Here is an 18,299-nt window from a genome sequence, read left to right as displayed (position 1 = left end):
CACAGGCGTCGACACGGGTGCCGGTACGGAACGTGATCGGATCGTTTCCCTTGGTGAGTCCGGCGCCGGGGCTCGTCCGCCGGGCTGTTCGGGAATAAACCGGAGACAGCCTCCTGTTAGCCCGGTCAGACACCGCACAGCTCGCAACAGGAGGCACCCACCGTGGCGGCAGACGACGAGGTCCCGAGCGCGACCGACGAGATCCGGGGTACGACGCGGGGCACCGCCCCCGTCCCCCTGTCCGTACTGGACCTGGTGACCGTGGGCGCCGGCCGCACCGCCACGGACGCGCTGCGCACCAGCGTACGGATCGCCCGGCTCGCGGAGTCCCGCGGCTTCCACCGCTACTGGGTCGCCGAGCACCACTCGATGCCCGGCGTCGCCTCCTCCTCGCCCGCCGTGATCCTGGCCCACCTCGCCGCCCACACGGACCGCATCCGCCTCGGCTCCGGCGGTGTCATGCTGCCGAACCACGCGCCGCTCGTCATCGCGGAACAGTTCGGCACCCTGGAGGCGCTCGCCCCCAACCGCGTCGACCTCGGCCTCGGCCGCGCCCCCGGCACCGACGGCGCCACCGCGGCGGCCCTGCGCCGCACGGAGCGCCTCAACGAGGGCGCCGACGACTTCCCCGAGCAACTCGCCGAGCTGACCCGCTTCCTCGACGACGACTTCCCGAGCGGCCACCGCTACTCCCGTGTGCACGCGGTCCCCGGTCCGATCCAGTCCACCTCGCCCGGCGGTGTGCAGTCCCCGCACCGGCCCCCGATCTGGCTGCTCGGCTCCTCCGGCTTCAGCGCCCGCCTGGCCGGCCTGCTCGGCCTGCCGTTCGCCTTCGCCCACCACTTCTCCGCGCAGAACACCATCCCGGCCCTCGACCTCTACCGCGAGTCGTTCCGGCCGAGCGCGGTCCTCGACACGCCGTACGCCCTCATCGGTGTCTCCGCGCTCGCCACCGACGAGGAGAAGGAGGCCCGCCGCCAGGTGCTGGCCGCCGCCCTCAACATGGTCCGGCTGCGCACCGGCCGCCCGGGGCTGGTACCCACCCCGGAAGAGGCCGAGGCCTACGAATTCAGCCCCATGGAGCGGGAGTTCATCACCTCCTGGAACGCCAACGTCATCCACGGCACCGCCGACGAGGTCCGCGCCGGCCTCGACGACCTTCAGAAGCGCACGGGCGCCGACGAGTTGATGCTCACCTCGCACGCCCACAACGCCGACCTGCGGCTGCGCTCGTACGAACTGATCGCCGACGCCTATGAGTTGACGGCAGGTCAGGAAGCCTGATTGCAGGCCCTGGTGCCCAGCAGTTCGGAGATACGATCCGGCGCCACCGGACGGGAGTACAGCCACCCCTGTCCGGTGTCGCAGCCGATCCGGCGCAGCCGAGAGGCCTGGGCCGAGGTCTCCACGCACTCGGCGGTCACCGAAAGGCCCAGCCGGTGGGCGAGTTGGATCATCGCCTCGACCACGACCTCGTCGGCCGGGTTCGGCGCGACGGCACCCTCCTTGTCGCTCTCGTACTGGAAGCCCCGCACGAAGGACCCGTCCAGCTTCAGGACGGAGACGGGCAGCCGGCTCAGATACGCCAGGTTCGAGTAGCCGGTGCCGAAGTCGTCGATGGCGATGTGCACGCCCATGTCGCTGAGCGCCTGGAGCGTCTGGAGCGGCCGGCCCGCCGAGCCCATCACCGCGGACTCGGTCAGCTCCAACTGGAGGAGATGCGGGGCGAGTCCGGTCTCGGCCAGGACCTCCGCCACGTCCGCGACCAGGTCGGAGTCCCACACCTGGCGTACGGCCACGTTGACGCTCACGAAGATCGGCGGCTCGTCCGGGTGGTCGAGCTGCCAACGGCGGGCCTGGCGGCAGGCGGTGACCAGCACCCAGCGGCCGAGCTGCACGATCGAGCCGTCCTCCTCGGCCAGTCCGATGAACCGATTCGGCGTCAGCAGGCCGAACTGCGGGTGGCTCCAGCGCACCAACGCCTCGACCCCGCGCAGCCGTCCGTTCTCCATGCCCACCAACGGCTGGTACTCCAGGGTGAATTCACCCCGCTCGATGGCCGGGCGCAGGGTGGAGGCCAGCGCCTGACGGGTCATCCGGTGCGCGTTGCGCTCCGGATCGAACAGCGTCCAGCGGGACTTGCCGTCCGCCTTCGCCCAGTACAGCGTGGTGTCGGCGGCCTGCATCAGACCGGTGGCCGTCGTACCGGCCGCCTGCCGCTCGACCACCCCGATCGACGCCGACAGCGACAGCCGCTGCCCGGACAGGTCGAAGGGCGCCTGCAAGGCCTTGAGCACCGACTCGGCGAGATCGGCCAGTTGGTCGGTGCCGGTGGAGTCCTCGACGAGCAGCGCGAACTCGTCGCCGCCCAGCCGCGCCACCAGCGGGGCGGTGGCCCGGGCCTGCCCCGTCTCCTCCGCGCACCGCGTCAGCCGCTCCGCGACAGCGGCCAGCAGCCGGTCGCCGACGCGGTGGCCGAGGGTGTCGTTGACCGCCTTGAAGCCGTCCAGATCCAGATAGCACAGGCCGATCCGCCCGGTGCCGCCCTGCTCGTACGACTCCGCCTCCAGCGCGGCCGAGAGCCGTTCGAAGAACAGGGTGCGGTTGGGCAGCCGGGTCACCGGGTCGTGCATCTCCAAGTGCCGTAGCCGCGCCTGGAGTTCACGGCGGTCGCTGATGTCGGTGAGCGACAGCAGCACCCCGTGCTCCGCGTCCGGCAGCGGTGCCGCGGTCACCTGCACCCACAGGGAGTGCCCGTCGGGGTGCTTGACCCGGCGGGTGCGGCTCAGCTTGGCCTGCCGGCCGCGCAGCACCTCGCGATAGGCGTGCCAGGTGCGGGCGTCCGACCTCAGGTCCACCAGATCGGCCGCGACCAGCCCCGAAAGGGCCGCACCGCCCTTGCCGAGCAGCGCGCCGAAGGTGTCGTTGGCGCTCACCACCAGCCCGTCGCGGTTCACCACGGCCATGGCGAGGGGGGACGCGGAGAAGGCCGACCCGAGCGGGCCGTCCACTCGCGGACCGGCACCGGGCGACGCCTCGGCGCTACTCTCTGTTACGGCCGGCTGGACGAGGTCTGCCGCGGGCGCCGGCCCTTCGGACGTTCCGCTCACCGCTCGCTCCCGCAGTGCACTCGATCTTCGGATGGGTCTCGTCGGGATGGCCGACCGGGTGGGAGGCCGCCGTGCCGTGTCCGTGCAGGAAAGTGTGCCGATCATAGAGGTTGGCCCCCGGCCCTTCCAGCCACTGTCCAGTGTCCCGGAACAACGGCCCGTTCCGGCAGATCGATTCCGCCCGCACCTGGGCGGGTTCGCCAAATGGCCGACCACATGTGACGTTCCGTGAGTGTTTCCGGATGTCCGCCCGGGCGTGTCTCGGCCGTCCCCGGCGTCCCCCTCACTCATCTGGTGCAGATAAACGAGGCATACCCCAACAAACCATCACAGGCTGGGTGTCGGTGTCCCGCGAACCGCTCCCGGAGGTCCAACGTGCCGTGCCAGCTCCCCCTCAAGGGGCTCTCCCGTACGGCGCTCAAAGGGCTCGGCCAGTGGCGGACGCGCCCCCGGCTGCGCAGCACCGCGGCCGTCTTCACCACGATGTCCGCGCTCGCCGCGACCTCCATCATGTCCAGCCAGTCGGTCGCCGAGCCCTTCTCGTCCACCCCCTGCGCCCTCAAGCGCACCGACGCCCACCACTCCGAGGGCCTGGACACCTGGAACGCCGCCTACGTACGCCCCACCCGCCCGCTCGACGCGGTGATGATCTTCCTGTCCTTCCCCGACGCGACCCCGCGCACCACCCCCGCCGAACTGGCCGCCGACCACTTCCCGGCCACCACCCGCTTCTACGAGCGCGCCTCCTACGGCAGATTCACGCTCCGCCCGCACCCGCTGCGGAACTGGATCCGGATGCCGAAGCCGTCGACGTCGTACGCCATACAGCGCGACTGGAACCCGGTGCACCGCGCCGCCTACCTCCGCGACGCGCTCGCCGCCGCCGACCCCGAGGTCGACTTCGCGCGCTACGACGTCGTCTACTTCGTGGCCGACCCGGACGCGCCCGGAGTGGACTCGGACGCGACGAAGGTCGTCAACCTGGACACCCCGCTGCGGGCCGACGGCATGGACATCCGGCGGGTCGTCACCGTCTTCGAGAAGCACCCGCCGGACCGGCTCGTCCTCGCCCACGAGACCGGCCATGTCTTCGACCTGCCCGACCTCTACCACCGGCCGGTGGACGGCAAGGGCGACTGGGACACCTATGTCGGCGACTGGGATCTGATGGGCAGTCAGTTCGGCCTGGCCCCCGACCTGTTCGCCTGGCACAAGTGGAAGCTGGGCTGGCTGGACCCGCGTCAGGTGGTGTGCGTGCGCGGCGCGGGACCGACCAGTCTGACCCTCGAACCGCTGGCCGCCGAACCCCCGACGGCGGGCAACGCCGGATCGCCTGCGTTCGGCCTCGGCCTCGGCGTCAAACTGGCCGTGGTGCGCACCGGCGCGGACAGCGCGCTGGCCTTCGAGGCCCGCAGCCCCGTCGGCAACGACAGCACGGCCTGCAAACAAGGCGTCCTCATCTACCGGGTGCACGGCGGAGCCCCCTCCGGAAACGGCCCGATCGAGGTCGTCGACGCCCACCCCCGCACCGAGGCCTGCTGGGAGACCTCGGTCTACCCACCCCTCGCCGACGCCCCGGTCGCCCTGGGCGAGACGTTCACGGTGCCCGGCGACGGCGTACGGGTGGCGGTGGAGGGACGAACGGACTCGGGGGCGTGGCGGGTCACGATCACACCGGGGGACAGCCCCTGAGCGACGGATGCGTCGCCGAATACGCCGCCGGACACGTCAAAGGGCCCCTCGCTCTCGCGAGGGGCCCTTTGCAGGTGCGCCGCCAGGGACTCGAACCCCGGACCCGCTGATTAAGAGTCAGCTGCTCTAACCAACTGAGCTAGCGGCGCCTGCTGACGTCGTAGACCTTAGCACCCTGATCGGCGGGAGGAAAAATCGATATGCGCACCGTCGCGCGGGCGGCGCGCACGGCCGCCCAGAGCAGGATCTCCGCGCCCGGGAGCCAGGGCCGGCGGGTGTCCGGCGCGACCAGCCAGCGGGAGTCGAGCGGCGCCCGGCCGGCCGCGCCGACCGGCGCGGGGACGGTCACCGCGTCGCCCTTGCCGTGGCACAGCAGCGGCGGGACGGAGTCCGCGCGACCGCGCTCCGCGGAGTCCGGGCCCCACTCCTCCCAGCCCAGCAGTGAGGGCAGCCGCTGCGCCGTGCCGGGGGTGGCGAACAGGAGTATCCGGCCCCGGTAGGCCGCGACCGGTCCGGAGCCGGGGCCCTCGTCCCATAAGTGGTCGACCATGCGGCGGCCGAAGATCGCGGGAGCGTTCACCACGTCGAAGGCGGAGCCGCAGGGCAGGACGACCGGGGCGTCCGGCCGCTCCCGCCACAGGGCGAGCGTACTGCGCGGATACGTTCCTGCGGAGGCGAGCCAGGCGGCACCGTCCGGGGTCACGCCCGAGATGTCGAAGCGGTCGGCGAAGGGTTCGTCCTGTGTGCGGCTCATGGCGAACAGATCTACCGGCCGTGAGCGCCCGCTCTCCGAGAGTTGCCCGAAATGGGGACAGGAGGGGGCGGGAGGGAGTATCTTGCTCGTCGGGCATATGCCACAAGGGTGCCCGAAAAGCGCCGAAGAGGTCTCTACGGCCCTGAGGTCACACCGGGTCGACGGCCCCGCTGTCCCGCCCCTCCGTGCCGCGCAGCAGGTCCCGCCCGAACTCGACCATCTTCTTCGCGTAGTCCTCGGTCCACTCGGCCCGCTCGGCGATGTCCGCCGGCGTCAGCCGGTCGAACCGGCGCGGGTCGGCGAGCTGGGCCGCCGCGATGGCCTGGAACTCCACCGCGCGGTCCGTCGCGGCGCGGAACGCGTGCGTCAGCTCCGTCGCCCGCGCCAGCAGCGCGCGCGGGTCGTCCATCGACTCCAGGTCGAAGAAGTGCTCCGGATCCTCGGCCGCCTGCGCGGGCTCGAAGAGCAGGGGCGCGGGGCGTAGCCGCGATGGGTTGCGACGCGGCGTGTGCTCCGCCATGTCTTCTCCTCCTCGTACGTCACCGATGACCCGCCTCACGAGCCGGACCACCGTCCATTGTCCCCCGACCGCGCAAGAGGCCCGGGGCATACCTCCGGGGCACGGGATCCGCGCCTGTGAGGGGCTTCCCAGCCGTCGGGGTCCCCACACCACCCGGCGCTCCGCAGTGGCCCCGTGGTCGGTTCAAGGCCTCCAGCGCACCCGGTGTTCCACGAGATGCGCCGGCACCGCGTGGTTGGCCTCCCAGCCGTCCGGGGCTGTAATCATCGGCCGCCTCCGGCGGCGTGCCGGACTCCGTCCGGCGGGTGGGGTGCGGCAGCCGAGGGCGGCCGAGTGGGTGCCGGAGGCGTCGGTCACGGTCTCCAGCGCACCCGGTGTTCCGCCAGGTGTGCCAGTACCGCGTGGTTGGCCTCCCAGCCGTCCGGGAACTTCACCGTCACTCCCAGTTGGACCGGCTCCGTGGACGGATGGTCGTCGAGCAGTTCGTCGACCCCGGCCCGGCAGATCACGATGCAGGCGTGGCGGTGCCGGGAGGCAAGGACGCAGAGGCGGCCCGTCTCCAGGTGGAAGGCGGTGGCGTCGGGGCGGCCGGAGAGGGGGTGGAGGACGACCGTGACGTCGAACTCCCGTCCCTGGAGCCGGTTCGCCGTGTCCACCGTCACGTCCGTGACGCCCAGTTCCGCCAGCGCGGCGCGGATCGCCGCCGCCTGGTCCCGGTGCGCGGTGCCGACCGCGATCCGGTCGGCGGTCAGGGGAGTGGGGTCCGGTGAGCGCTCCGACGTGGCCGCGCCGCCCCGGTCCAGCAGCCGTCGTACGACCGTCGCCACCGCCCGTACCGCCTCCGGGTCGGTGCGGGGGGTGTGGCGGGCGGGGAGTTCCAGCAGGCCCCAGCCCGACTCCGCCGCCTCGTCGATCACCCGGTCCGGGCCCGAACCGTCCGACGGGACACCGAAGCCGAGCCGGCGGTCGCCGTGGTCCGTGCCGCTGCGGAAACGGGTGTAGGGGTAGAACGCGTTCGAGACCAGGGGGGCCGCCGAGGCGGGGAGCCGCCAGGACACCGGGAGGCGGTGCTGCGGCAGTTCGGGGTTGTGCGCGAGGAGAGTCGTCACGGCGGAGGCCGAGGGGTCGTACGACAGGCCCGCCCACTGCTCCGCGCCGACGATCGCGAACGGGTCCAACTGCCCCGGGTCGCCCACGAACAGCGCCCGCTCGAACAGCCCGGCCACGGCCAGCAGCGAGTCCGAGCGCATCTGGTACGCCTCGTCGACGATCGCGTGCCGCCACGGCTCGTCCACCTTGACGTGCGCCCACTTGGCCGCCGTCGAGATGACGACCGGCAGCCCGGCCAGCTCACCCGCCTTCGCCGACTTCCGTACGTTGGGCAACTCGTCCAGCGCCTTGTCGTACGGGTCCGCGTCACTGCTGTGCAGGCGGCCCACGGGCAGCTCGCCGTTCTTCTCGGCGAGCCGCACGACGAGGTCGTCGACCTGCGCGTTGGTCTGCGCGACCACCATCAACGGGCGCCCCGCGTCGGCCAGTTCGAGCGCCGCGCGGACCACGAGCGTGGACTTGCCGGCACCGGGCGGGGAGTCCACGACCACTCCCCGCGCGGTCCCGTGCAGGGTGTCGCGCAGGATCGCGTCGGTGGCCCGGCCGGCCTCGGCCCCGGGGTCGAAACCCGTGTCCGGGGTCACAGGACGTCCTCCTCGGTCACCGCGTCCGCCTGCTCCGGTACGGCGCTCTCCTCGCCGGGCGGGCCGCCGTGCGTCCACGGTGTGTCCTCCTGGTCGGGCAGTTTCGCCCCGCCCCGCTGCTCGTGCTCGAAGAGCGTGAAGCAGATCCGGTCGCCCTTCTCCGGCACGGAACCGACGTCCGGCTCCTTGCCCCGCCCCATCTTGTCGAGGACCCGGAGCACGACGAGAGCGCCGTCCTCCTCAAGGCCCACGAACTCCGCCGACTGCGGCTTCCCGGCCAGCGACCGGAACACCTTCACCCGCTCCCCGAGATGCGGCCGGTCGTCCGTGCGCACGGTCACCAGCGGGCGCGGACGGGGACTCCTGCCCTCGCTGTACGCCAGGACGACATCCGTGACCTCGCCCGCGAACGCCTCCCCGGCGAGCCGCCGCCCGGCCATCACCAGCGGGTCGTCCAGCGCCTCCTGGGCGTCCAGGCGGGCCTGTTCGCGCTCCCGCGTGGCGAGCTTGCTGGCCGCGGTCACCGCGTCGTCGCGGCGCGGCTGCGGGGGTTCACCGGCGGTGATCCGGTCGCGGTGCCCGGTGAACGACCAGCGGTCGCGCGTCCACCGGTCGACGGTGTGCGAGCCCTCCGGCAGCGCCCGCAGCAGGTCGAGCCCGTGCCACACCGCGTCCCAGGTGGGCCGGGTGCGGCTCTCGACGAGCGCCCTGATCTCCCGCTCGGCGGCGGTGAGTTCACCGAGCCGGTCGTCGGCCTCCATGCCGTCCTCGGCGGCGGCGAGGGCGGTACGGGCCCGGTCGTAGCGCTCGATGGCGGGGGCGAGCAGCTTGTTGTCGAACGCCGGGTCCGTGGCCGGACCGGCCGGCGGACACACCAACTGGCCCTGGGCGTCCCGCCGTAGCTCCGCCTCGAAGGCGGCCTCGGCGCCGGAGACGCCGGCCGGTGGGTCGATCCAGGCGAGCAGCGCGCCCAGGTGCTGGTCCTCCAGGCTGGACTGACCGGTGGCCCAGTGCCGGCCGAGCACCTCGGTGAGCGCGAGCAGCAGCGCGGAGCCGGGCACCCTGGCCCGCTCCCCGTAGTGCGTCAGCCAGCGTCCGAGCAGCGGCACGCGCGGGGGCGCGGGATGCGGGGTCTGCGGGTCCTGCTCGGCCGTACGGCGAAAGCGCATCGAACGCCCGAGCAGCCGGACCAGCTCGATGCCGGGGCGGCTCGGCACGATCAACTGCGGTGCGTCCGCGCACAGTTCGACCTCGACCTTGACCCGCTTGCCGGTCTCCGGATCGGTGTCGTTGCGCTCGGCCGCCTCCACGTCGTCGGCGAACGACTCGATGTACGGCAGCACCACGTCCGCGAGTTCGGCCAGGAACGCGAACCTGAGGTCGCGGTCGCGCGGTTGCGCCACGACGAGGAGGCGCGGCGCGTCCCGGTCCGTGCCGACGAGCGCGCCGAGGGGCGCGCCGGCCTCACCGGCGGTGGTGAGCGTCACCAGGACCAGGGGGCGCTCGGAGAGGTGCCGGTGGCGGACGGTCGCGGCCGGCTGGGCGCGGCCGGAACCGACGGCCTCCAGGCGGGCGAGGGTGGAGATCAGTGACATGGGGCGTCCTCCCGGGCGGGCGCCGCCACGCCCGCCAGCGCCTCGGCGCGCAACTCGGCCGCCCTGCGCAGCGCGGCCACCGCCGGGTCGTGCGGGTCGCCCGCCTCCCCGTGGGCCGCCGCCAGGACCTCGTCGATCGTGGTCAGGTCGCCCAGCTCGGCGCGCAGGGAGCGGCCCAGCGCGGTGACCGCCCCGGACGCGCGGGAGCGGTCGCGGCAGTGGAAGGCCAGCTCGCAGGCGGCCAGGCACTCGGGGGCGTAGGTCGCCGGGACCGACTCGACGGCGGCCGTCAGCTCGGCGGCCGGGCGGTCGGGGGCGAAGCAGGTTCCCTCGGGGAGGGTGTCGGCGATGTCCTCGATGCGGGTGAGCCGGGCCAGTTGACGGCCGGTGACCGCGCGCTGCCTGCGGACGTCGACGGCGGACGCGGTGGGCAGGTTCGAGAAGTCCTTCGGGCAGACGAGCAGCACGCGCGTGTGCACCCGGGGAACGGGAGCGAGCCGGGCGGCGACCTCCTCCAGGGCCAGCACGTACACCGCCGACTGGCGGGCCGCCGCGCCGACCTTCGCCGGGTCCGCCGAACCGTCCAGCATCGGGAAGGACTTGATCTCCACGACCGTCCAGGCGCCGTCCGGGTGCACGACCACCGCGTCGGGCTCCAGGAAGGCCGGGGAGCCCGCCACGTCCAGGGCGAGCATCGGGTGGTCCAGCAGCGTCCAGGCGGCTGCCTCGGTCGCCTCGCGCAGCGCCAGCGCCGTACGCGCGGCGCGTCCCTCGGGGCCGACGGCCGTCAGCTCGGGCACCCGCGCGCGGGTCGGCGGCTCGGCGCCGGGGTCCAGCTTCTCGTGCACCAGCCGCAGCAGTTCCGCGCCGCCGTCCGCCTTCACCCGGGCCTCGAACGCGTTGCCCCGCATGAAGGCGAACTGGGACTGCCCGAAGGCGGACGGTGAGCCGAGCGCGTCGGCCAGCACCGCCTTGTTCACCCCCGCGCCGTCCAGGATCGCCCGCCGCTCGCAGCCCGGGTTCGCGGCCAGGGCCGCCAGGGCGCGCGCGTCCAGTGCCTTGGCCGGGACGTCCGGGCCGCGCAGCTCAGCGAGCCGGTGCCGGAGCGCCGTCCCCCGCGTCCGTGGGGGAGGCACCCGGCTCGGCTCCGGTACCGGGCTGCGACTCGCGCTGCCGTGGAATTCGCTCACCCGGGGAAGTCTGGCATCCACCACTGACAATTGAGGCTTCTGTGCCCACAGAGGCGCCCACAGGGGTGCCGCCGGAGGCGCCGGCGGAGGCGCCGGCGGAGCGGGCCGCGACGAGGGAGCCGCGTCCCACGAACCGTGCCCTGATCCGGTCCGCGCCCTTCATCACGCGCGGCGCCAGCAGGAACCCGAGGCCCATCACGAACACGCCCGCGACCGCGTCGAGGAGATAGTGGTTCGCGGTGCCCATGACCACGATCGCGGTCAGCAGCGGATAGGCGACACCGACGACCTTGGTCAGCCGCGTGCCGCCGTAGCGCCACAGCATCACACCGCACCACAGTGCCCAGCCGCAGTGCAGGCTCGGCATCGCCGCGTACTGGTTGGTCATCCCGCCCAGACCGCGCGGGGCGCTCGCGTCGCCGCCCCACCAGCCGTACGAGCTGTACTTGGCCATCGTGTCGACGAAGCCGTAGTCCGGGGAGAGGAGCCGGGGCGGGCAGGTCGGGAGCAGGGTGAAGCCGATCAGGCCGATGAACGTGGACGTCATCAGCCAGGTGCGGGCCGCGCGGTAGACCTGTGCACGTGACCGGAACAGCCAGATCAGGATCGCGGGCGTGACCAGATAGTGCAGCGACGCGTACCAGAAGTCGGCCGGTATGCCGAGCCAGGCCTCGCGGGTGAAGAGCCGGTTGAGCGGGTGCTCGGCGTTGATGTGCAGGAACTTCTCGATCCGCAGGATCGCCAGCCCGTGGTCCACCGCGCTCGCGGTGTCGCCCCTGGCCAGCAGGCGGCCCGCCGAGTAGGAGGCGTACACCAGGAGGATCAGCGGCAGCTCGGTCCACCAGCGCAGCCGGCTTCGCCGGTCCGCCTCGATGCCTGGTGTCTCGGTCTGCGGCATCCGATCGCCCTCCCCCTTCTGTCCTGGTGCGGTGCCCGGTGCTCCGGCTCGCCGGTCTTGGTCGGGACACTTTACGGCGTGTGCGCGCGCCCCGTTTCGGGCGCCCTGGACCTCAAAGACGCAGAGATCGCCCCCCGGGTTGCCCTTCCCGGGGGTGAGCGATGATGGAGGTGACCCGGCTCTCGTCCATCCCGGAAAGGTCCCCCATGGCACCGCGCATCCTGCTGGCCCGCCACGGACAGACGGCGTGGTCGCTGTCCGGGAAGCACACCGGCAGGACCGACGTCCCGCTCCTCGAAGAGGGCAGGCGCGGCGCCAAGGTGCTCGGCGAGCGACTGCACCGCCCGCCGCTGGACGGCCTCCCCGGGGCCGAGGTGCGCACCAGCCCGCTGGCACGCGCGCGGGAGACCTGCGAACTCGCCGGCTTCGGCGACCGCGCCACCGAGTGGGACACCCTCATGGAGTGGGACTACGGCGCCTACGAGGGCCTCACCCCGCAGGAGATAGCTGCGCTGCGGCCGGGCTGGCTGATCTGGCGCGACGGCGTCCCCGAAGGGGAGACCCTCGCCGAGGTGACCGCCCGCGCGGACGAGGTCGTCGCCTGGGCACGGGCCGAGGACCGTGACGTCCTGGTGTTCGCGCACGGCCACATCCTGCGCTCGATCGGCGCCCGCTGGCTCGGCCTCCCGCTCGACTTCGCGGCCCGCGTCCGCCTCAACCCGACGTCCCTGTCGGTACTCGGCTGGGCCTACGGCGAACCGGCGATCGAGAGCTGGAACGACCTGGGCCACCTGGTCGCGTAGGCACGGACGCGCCCGGCCCGCGGCGGATCGGCCTACGCGGCCGTACGGGGCAGACCCGAATGCCGCTCCAGGAACGTCGACACCCCCGAGGCCCGCCGATGGGGCAACAGCACCCGCGCGGTGCCCGCCAGCATCGTCTGGATGCGCGACGACTGCACCAGGTCCAGCAGGTCGAGGACCCGCATCCCGGCCGTCGCCGCCTCGTCGGGTCGCCCCCCGCGCGCGAGATCGTCGGCCAGCTCGGCCGTGTACAGCGCGATGTTGCGCGTGAAGTGCGGATCCTGGAGCTGGGCGGCGCGCCGGGCGTGGCGGGCGGCCCGCGGCCAGTCGCCCAGTGTCGACCAGCACTGCGCCTCAAGCCCCTCCAATTCGGCCTCTCCGTAGAAGCTCATCCACTCGGGGTCGGCGTCCGAGCGGCCCCGCTCGTAGAGGGCCTGCGCGCGGGCCAGTGCCTGTTCGCAGCCGGTGCGGTCGGCCAGCCCCGCCCAGCCGCCCGCCTCGCGCAGCGCGAGCAGCGACATCAGCCGGGCGGAGCCCAGCGGGCGCCCGACGCGCTGCGCGGCCTGCGCGGCGCGTACCGCCTCGCGCGGGCGTCCGGCGTCCCGCGCGAGGAACGCCGTATTGCAGAAGGCGTGTGCCTCAAGGCCCGCGTCGCCGGTCATGCGGGCGGTGGCGAGGGCTTCCGCGTAGTGCGAGCGGGCGTCGTCGAAGCGGCCGGAGTCATGGGCCAGCCAGCCGACCGAGATGGCGAGTTCACCGGCCCCGGAGTGCAGCCGTTCGGCGACCGACTGCCGGGTGGTGCCCGCGTCGAGCAGGGCGTAGGCGGCGCGCAGCGGGGCCGCCGCGCGCCGGTAGAGGCCGTCGGCGCCGTGCCGGTCGTCGAGCAGCCGGATTCTGCGGACGGCCTCTTCCAGGGCGCCCGCCTCACTCGTACCGGGGCGGCGGACGGAACGTTCCGCTGCCACGGCGTCCAGGGTGAGCCCCAGCGGGCCCAGGGTGCCGGCGGCCACCGTGACGGTGCCGCCCCTCATGAATGCGCGACGCAGCACGTCGCTCTCCTCGTGGTTCTCGTGGTTCTCGTGCGTGTCGTACGGATCCTGCGTGTCATACGGCTCGTACGCCCCCTGCGTCTCATCCGTCCCACCCGTCTCGCCCGGGGCTCGGCCCGGGCTCGTGAGGTGTGCGGGGGGCGTGTCCTCGGCGGTGCGCGCCCCGCGTCCGCGTACGGACGAGCGGGGCGCGAAGCCGAGATCGGCGAGCGTGCGGCCGGGGAACATGTGCAGGAACACCCGTTCGTACGCGTAGTTGGGGCAACGGATCTCACCGGCCTCGACGCGGCCGACGTAGCGCGCGTCGCAGCTGACCCGCTCGCCGATCTCGCGCGCGGACCGGCGTACGGCCGCGGCGAACTCCGCCGGTGAGCGCTGTCCGCGCAGCCGCCGGAAGGCGAGATTGGGTCTCGGTGGTTGGGGGAACTGGGGCGTGGGCACCGTTGACGACGCCATGGCCGGGTCCTCTCGTGCGAACCGTCGAACCATGCCGGATTCAGGGTGACTTGTGTGAGTGACACCCTGTTTCCAGCGGGCAAGAACGTACCTGCTGTGCACGACCCGCCACGCAGGGTTTGGCTACAAACCGGATATCTCATCCGGGATCTGCCATGAACTGCCATCCTTTGCGGCTGACTTGTGCCGTAGCCGTTGACGCTTCGACGCGTTGAACTCCTTGGACCCGGGAGCCACCCGACTCCCGACCCGCTCGTCCAAGGAGGGGTTCCGTGGTGGAGACCCGGATGGAGACCAGTCAGAGCGTCGATCCTCGAATGCCGAGCGCGGAGTGCAGTGCGCCACCGTTCGCGGACTCCGCCTGCGATCTGGTGACCGTGCCGACGCGGCAGGGGCTGGAGGCCGTCGACATCCTGCGGCGCGGCCCCGGCGACGGGGTCGGCCCCGTCCTGCACGACGACGGCGGCGACACCCTCGGCTTCCTGGTCCCGCCGGGCACGGCGGCGGCCTGGGACGTCCCGGGCAGCACCTGCACGGAGACCAACGGCCGCGGACTGCGGCTGGCCCCCGACCCCGAACCGCCGGTCGAGGGCTCCGACTGGCTGCTGCCCCCCGGCGACGCCGACCTCGCGACCGACCCGGCGGTTCTGCGGGCCGCGCTGGACGAGGCGGCCCGCCTGATCGAGGCGGCGGACGGCTGCCGCTGAGCGGCGCGTGCCGAGGCCGGACGCGCCGGACCGCCCGCGCCCGCCGATAATGGGCCAATGGGAAAGTCCAGGAACACCCGGCGAGGTGCCGCCGGCTCCGCCGAAGCCGTCGTCGAGGCGGTCGACGGCGGGCTCGCCGAGCTGATACCCGACCGGGACCGCGCGCGGGCCTGGACCCTGTTGATCGACGGGGCGCCGCAGTCCTACGTCGACCTCGACGACCCGGCGTACCTCTCCTTCGAGTACCAGCGCCGCCTCGGCCATGTCATCGACCTCGCCGCACCGGCGGGCAGGCCGATCCAGGCGGTCCACCTCGGCGGTGGCGCCCTCACCCTCGCCCGGTACGTCGCCGCCACCCGCCCCCGGTCCACCCAGCAGGTCGTCGAGTTCGACGCGGCCCTGGTCCAACTGGTCCGCCGCGAGCTGCCGTTGGACCCGAACGCGCGGATCAGGGTGCGCTCCGCCGACGCCCGCGCGGGACTCGCGAAACTGCCCGAGGGCTGGGCGGACCTCGTCGTCGCGGACGTCTTCAGCGGTGCCAGGACACCCGCCCACCTCACCTCCGCCGAGTTCCTCGACGAGGTGCGCCGGGTGCTCCGGCCGGGCGGGATCTACGCCGCCAACCTCGCGGACGGACCCCCGCTCGCGCATCTGCGCGGCCAGATCGCCACCGTGGCCGCCCGGTTCACGGAACGCGCGCTGATCGCCGACCCGACCGTGCTGCGCGGCAAACGGTTCGGCAACGCGGTCCTCGTCGCCTGCGACCACCCGCTGCCGATCGCCGAACTCACCCGGCGCGCCGCCTCCGACCCGCACCCCGGCCGGCTCCAACACGGCCGCGAACTCACCGACTTCGCGGGCGGCGCCGTCCCGGTGACGGACGCGGCGGCGGTCGCCTCACCGGCCCCGCCCCCCTCGGTGTTCCGCTAGCCGGCGGTCCAAGTCACCCGAAGAACCTCAGTAGTTCCCCACATCCACCCGCGGCGCCCCGTCGTGCCACGTGCAGATCACCGACACCTTGCCCGTGCCCTTGGTGAACTCGACCCGCAGCCACGAGTCCGTCTTCCACACCTGCATCGACCAGCCCGTGCCCGGGGTGGCGGACACGAGCGACACATAGGCCGGATCGAAGTCGAGTTCGAGCACCACCCGCCCGCCGTCCGTGTCGTAGCTCTTGACCTGTCCGGAGCCGGTGGAGGAGGCGGAGACGGAGGGGGACGGGCTCGTGGCCGGTGTCTTCCCGGGAGCCGGACCCGTGCCGCGGGTGGGTGTCGGGGTGCTCGACGGGGTCGGGGCCGACTCGGCCCGCACCGTCGGCCCGGCGGGCGGCGTCGCCGCCTGCGCGGTCGCGCCGGCCGCCGTGATCGGCAGGGCGCGCGGCGGGTCGTAGGCCGTGCCCGTCATGACCGTGTGGACGCCCCACCAGGACAGCGTGACCGCCGCGCCGGTGGCGAGCGACCAGGCCAGCAGGTGCGTGAATCCGTTGACGAGTCCTCTGGGCATCGCGGCCATACTGCCTCACCCGCCCCACAGGTGTCCCACCGATGGCCATTGCTTTGTCCACAGGGGGGAGTTGTCCACAGGCCCGGAAACGGGTCGCCCGCATGGCGTACGGTGCGGCGCATGGCAAGTGTGCTCGTGGTCGAGGACGACCAGTTCGTACGCTCGGCCCTCATCCGGCATCTGACCGACGCCGCACACACGGTGCGCAGTGTCGGTACGGCCCTTGAGGCGCTGCGCGAGGTCGCCCATTTCCGTTTCGACGTGGTCGTCCTCGACCTCGGACTGCCCGATCTGGACGGGTCCGAGGCGCTGAAGATGCTGCGCGGGATCACCGACGTCCCGGTCATCATCGCCACCGCGCGGGACGACGAGTCGGAGATCGTCCGCCTGTTGAACGCGGGCGCGGACGACTACCTCACCAAGCCCTTCTCCGTCGACCACCTCTCCGCCCGCATGTCCGCCGTCCTACGACGCTCCCGCGCCACCACCGGCGAGGCGCCCCCGTCCTCGGTCCTGCGCGTCGGCGGCCTGACCGTCGACCCGCTGCGCCGCCAGGCCGACCTGGACGGCGTCCGACTCGACCTCACCCGCCGCGAGTTCGACCTGCTCGCCTTCCTCGCCGGCCGCCCCGGCGTGGTGGTCGCGCGCAAGGAACTCCTCGCGGAGGTGTGGCAGCAGTCCTACGGCGACGACCAGACCATCGACGTCCATCTGTCCTGGCTGCGCCGGAAGTTGGGGGAGACGGCGGCCCGGCCGCGCTATCTGCACACCCTGCGGGGGGTCGGCGTGAAGCTGGAGCCACCGGGAGCGGAGCCGCTGCGATGAGGTGGGCACTGGTGCGGGTCTGTCTGGCCATCGCGGCGATGGTCGTCGTCGCCTTCGCGGTGCCGCTCGGCCTGGTCATCAAGGAGATGGCCCGCGACCGCGCCTTCTCGAACGCCGAGCGGGAGGCCGCCGCCGTCGCCCCCGCGCTGTCCATCACCACCGACCGGGACCAGCTGGAGAAGGTCGTCGCCTCGGCGGGCGCGAATTCCGGCACCGACTCCGGGATGGCCGTGCACATACCGGCGGGCGAGGGGAAGACCGCCCTCGACCTCGGGCGGCAGCGTGCCGCCGACAAGGACATCGCGACCGTACGGAAGCTGGGCCGCGCCTCCACCACCGAGGTGCCCGGCGGCTCCGTCCTGCTCCAGCCGGTCGCGCTCAGCTCGGGCGAGATATCCGTCGTCGAGGTGTACGTCCCGGAGTCGGAGGTCAGCAACGGCGTGGGCACGGCCTGGGCGGTGCTCGCCGGGGTCGGCATCGCGCTCATCGTCGGCTCCGTCGCGGTCGCCGACCGGCTGGGCGTACGGATGGTGCAGCCCGCGCAGCGCCTGGTCGAGGGCGCGCACGAACTGGGGGAGGGGAAGCTGGGCGCGCGGGTGCCCGAAGAGGGGCCGACCGAACTGCGGCTGGCAGCGGTCGCGTTCAACTCCATGGCCGACCAGGTCGTACAACTGCTGGCGAACGAGCGGGAGTTGGCGGCGGATCTGTCGCACCGGCTGCGCACCCCGCTGACCGTGCTGCGGCTCAACGCGGCCTCGCTCGGGGACGGTCCGGCCGCCGAGCAGACGCGGACCGCCGTCGCACAGCTGGAGCGGGAGGTCGACACCATCATCCGGACCGCCCGCGAGGCCAAGCCGCAGACCGTGGCGGCCGGGCCCGGCGCCGGGTGCGACGCGGCCGAGGTGGTGCGCGAGCGGATGCGGTTCTGGTCCGCGCTCGCCGAGGACGAGGGCCGCAAGGTGCGGGTGGCCGGGGTGGAGCGGCCGGTGCGGATACCCGTGGCCCGCGCCGACCTGGTGGCCGCCCTGGACGCCCTGCTGGGCAACGTGTTCCGGCACACCCCCGAGGGCACGGCCTTCGCGGTCGACGTGCACAACAGCGAGGACGCGGTGATCGTGCTCGTCTCGGACGCGGGCTCCGGCATCCGCGACCCCGAGGCGGCGATGGCCCGCGGGCGCGGCTCCGGCAGCGACGGGTCGACCGGGCTCGGTCTGGACATCGTGCGCAGGCTCGCCGAGTCGACGGGCGGGGACGTCCGGATCGGCAGCTCGATGCTCGGCGGCACCGAGGTGCGGATCTGGATCCAGCTCGACGGGCGGGAGCCGGAGCGCAGGGGGCATCGGGGGGCCGTACGACGGCGTCGGCGCGGGGGACCGGTCTCGACCTTTAACCGTTCCCGATCCCTTCCTTAAGCGCGCCCTAAGATCGCCGACCCCTGCCCGGATCAGGCGCTTTGCCTGATTCCGGATCGCTAGCGTGCTGCCGCACCCACCCCTCCAGGCG

The 18,299-nt window shown here is 73.1% G+C and carries 16 protein-coding genes and 1 tRNA gene; 7 read left to right on the top strand and 10 right to left on the bottom strand.

All coding sequences use genetic code 11. The annotated features are described in order from the left end of the window. Positions 1–162 precede the first annotated feature (162 nt). Entirely contained in the window at positions 163–1,284 is a 1,122-nt protein-coding gene (locus ACIQPR_RS17615) for an LLM class flavin-dependent oxidoreductase (protein WP_403648713.1), read from the top strand. Here ACIQPR_RS17615 and ACIQPR_RS17610 read toward each other — a convergent pair. Continuing rightward, positions 1,272–3,110 (bottom strand): putative bifunctional diguanylate cyclase/phosphodiesterase, encoded by a 1,839-nt coding sequence (locus ACIQPR_RS17610; RefSeq protein WP_403648710.1) that lies wholly within the window; start codon positions 3,108–3,110, stop codon positions 1,272–1,274. The genes ACIQPR_RS17615 and ACIQPR_RS17610 overlap by 13 nt on opposite strands. Positions 3,111–3,485: 375 nt before the next feature. On the opposite strand from ACIQPR_RS17610, the gene ACIQPR_RS17605 reads away from it, so the two are divergent. Then, the gene (locus ACIQPR_RS17605; protein ID WP_403648708.1) at positions 3,486–4,802 is read left to right on the top strand and encodes a M6 family metalloprotease domain-containing protein; all 1,317 of its coding nucleotides are present in this window, start codon (positions 3,486–3,488) and stop codon (positions 4,800–4,802) included. A 75-nt stretch (positions 4,803–4,877) separates the two neighbouring features. On the opposite strand, the gene ACIQPR_RS17600 is transcribed toward ACIQPR_RS17605, so the two are convergent. From ACIQPR_RS17600 to ACIQPR_RS17570, 7 genes are all read right to left on the bottom strand, one after another. Next, positions 4,878–4,951: transfer RNA gene (locus ACIQPR_RS17600), tRNA-Lys, on the bottom strand. Next, positions 4,942–5,556 (bottom strand): bifunctional DNA primase/polymerase, encoded by a 615-nt coding sequence (locus ACIQPR_RS17595; RefSeq protein WP_403648705.1) that lies wholly within the window; start codon positions 5,554–5,556, stop codon positions 4,942–4,944. The genes ACIQPR_RS17600 and ACIQPR_RS17595 overlap by 10 nt, the downstream gene beginning before the upstream one ends. A 148-nt stretch (positions 5,557–5,704) precedes the next feature. Continuing rightward, positions 5,705–6,076, bottom strand: a complete 372-nt coding sequence (locus tag ACIQPR_RS17590) for a hypothetical protein (protein ID WP_403648702.1) — start codon at positions 6,074–6,076, stop codon at positions 5,705–5,707. A gap of 353 nt (positions 6,077–6,429) precedes the next feature. Further along, on the bottom strand, positions 6,430–7,770 hold the full coding sequence (locus ACIQPR_RS17585; RefSeq protein ID WP_403648699.1) for an AAA domain-containing protein: 1,341 nt from the start codon (positions 7,768–7,770) through the stop codon (positions 6,430–6,432). After that, positions 7,767–9,365 carry a hypothetical protein gene (locus ACIQPR_RS17580; RefSeq protein ID WP_403648696.1) on the bottom strand — a complete coding sequence of 533 codons (1,599 nt, stop codon included), beginning with the start codon at positions 9,363–9,365 and terminating at the stop codon, positions 7,767–7,769. Before ACIQPR_RS17580 ends, ACIQPR_RS17585 begins: the two co-directional genes overlap by 4 nt. After that, complete coding sequence (locus ACIQPR_RS17575; RefSeq protein ID WP_403648694.1) at positions 9,356–10,501, bottom strand: hypothetical protein; 1,146 nt, start codon at positions 10,499–10,501, stop codon at positions 9,356–9,358. Before ACIQPR_RS17575 ends, ACIQPR_RS17580 begins: the two co-directional genes overlap by 10 nt. Then, complete coding sequence (locus tag ACIQPR_RS17570) at positions 10,452–11,453, bottom strand: phosphatase PAP2 family protein (RefSeq protein WP_403648691.1); 1,002 nt, start codon at positions 11,451–11,453, stop codon at positions 10,452–10,454. The genes ACIQPR_RS17575 and ACIQPR_RS17570 overlap by 50 nt, the downstream gene beginning before the upstream one ends. 206 nt (positions 11,454–11,659) lie before the next feature. Here ACIQPR_RS17570 and ACIQPR_RS17565 point away from each other — a divergent pair, with 206 nt between their 5' ends. Continuing rightward, positions 11,660–12,256, top strand: a complete 597-nt coding sequence (locus ACIQPR_RS17565; protein WP_403648689.1) for a histidine phosphatase family protein — start codon at positions 11,660–11,662, stop codon at positions 12,254–12,256. Positions 12,257–12,288: 32 nt separating this feature from the next. On the opposite strand, the gene ACIQPR_RS17560 is transcribed toward ACIQPR_RS17565, so the two are convergent. Continuing rightward, positions 12,289–13,761, bottom strand: coding sequence for a hypothetical protein (locus ACIQPR_RS17560; protein WP_403648687.1), 1,473 nt, complete (start codon positions 13,759–13,761; stop codon positions 12,289–12,291). A 272-nt stretch (positions 13,762–14,033) separates the two neighbouring features. Here ACIQPR_RS17560 and ACIQPR_RS17555 point away from each other — a divergent pair, with 272 nt between their 5' ends. Both ACIQPR_RS17555 and ACIQPR_RS17550 read left to right on the top strand, forming a co-directional pair. Beyond that, on the top strand, positions 14,034–14,468 hold the full coding sequence (locus ACIQPR_RS17555; RefSeq protein WP_403648684.1) for a hypothetical protein: 435 nt from the start codon (positions 14,034–14,036) through the stop codon (positions 14,466–14,468). Positions 14,469–14,525: 57 nt separating this feature from the next. Then, positions 14,526–15,398, top strand: a complete 873-nt coding sequence (locus tag ACIQPR_RS17550; protein ID WP_403648682.1) for a spermidine synthase — start codon at positions 14,526–14,528, stop codon at positions 15,396–15,398. A gap of 27 nt (positions 15,399–15,425) precedes the next feature. Here ACIQPR_RS17550 and ACIQPR_RS17545 read toward each other — a convergent pair whose 3' ends face one another. Continuing rightward, positions 15,426–15,980: a hypothetical protein gene (locus tag ACIQPR_RS17545; RefSeq protein WP_403648679.1), complete on the bottom strand. Its 555-nt coding sequence runs from the start codon at positions 15,978–15,980 to the stop codon at positions 15,426–15,428. 111 nt (positions 15,981–16,091) lie between these two features. On the opposite strand from ACIQPR_RS17545, the gene ACIQPR_RS17540 reads away from it, so the two are divergent. Together ACIQPR_RS17540 and ACIQPR_RS17535 are read left to right on the top strand one after the other, a co-directional pair. After that, the gene (locus ACIQPR_RS17540) at positions 16,092–16,796 is read left to right on the top strand and encodes a response regulator transcription factor (protein WP_403648677.1); all 705 of its coding nucleotides are present in this window, start codon (positions 16,092–16,094) and stop codon (positions 16,794–16,796) included. Continuing rightward, on the top strand, positions 16,793–18,208 hold the full coding sequence (locus tag ACIQPR_RS17535; protein ID WP_403648675.1) for an ATP-binding protein: 1,416 nt from the start codon (positions 16,793–16,795) through the stop codon (positions 18,206–18,208). Before ACIQPR_RS17540 ends, ACIQPR_RS17535 begins: the two co-directional genes overlap by 4 nt. Positions 18,209–18,299 lie beyond the last annotated feature (91 nt).

This window comes from Streptomyces sp. NPDC091280 (genome assembly GCF_044768565.1).
GTDB lineage: Bacteria > Actinomycetota > Actinomycetes > Streptomycetales > Streptomycetaceae > Streptomyces.
Note: the sequence above shows the minus strand (reverse complement) of the source record. Positions and strands in the feature narration are given on the sequence as shown.